The organism is Candidatus Glassbacteria bacterium, from assembly GCA_019456185.1.
Taxonomy (GTDB): Bacteria; Gemmatimonadota; Glassbacteria; order GWA2-58-10; family GWA2-58-10; genus JAJRTS01.
On record VRUH01000118.1, the window covers coordinates 1 to 316 of the forward strand.

A 316-nucleotide genomic window follows, 5' to 3' on the forward strand; every position below is an offset into this window, starting at 1 on the left:
CGTCCTTCGTCCAGTTCCACCAACACTTCCGGAGGCGCCCCCCCGCGCACCTGCACCGCCGCCACTCCCGCCAGCGCCAGCAGGGCAGGCTCGATCTCCTCCTCGGCCAACTGCCGCAGGACGCTCAGAAGCTGTTCTCCCTCCAGCGCCAGGCGCACGATCGGCTCGTCCTCCGGCGAGAACCGCAGGATTTGCGAGGGTTCCACCCCATCCACCGGGGTGATCCGGTCCAGTTTTTCCCGCACTTCCAGGGCGGCCAGAGCCATGGAGGTATCCCACTGGTACTCCAGCACGATTTCCGACAGGCCCGGCCGGG

General features: G+C 68.0%; 1 pseudogene (cut by a window edge). It reads right to left on the reverse strand.

Annotated features, from left to right (window positions below):
• Positions 1 to 316 (reverse strand): annotated as a pseudogene (locus tag FVQ81_18220) (efflux RND transporter permease subunit); it runs 37 nt beyond the window's last position.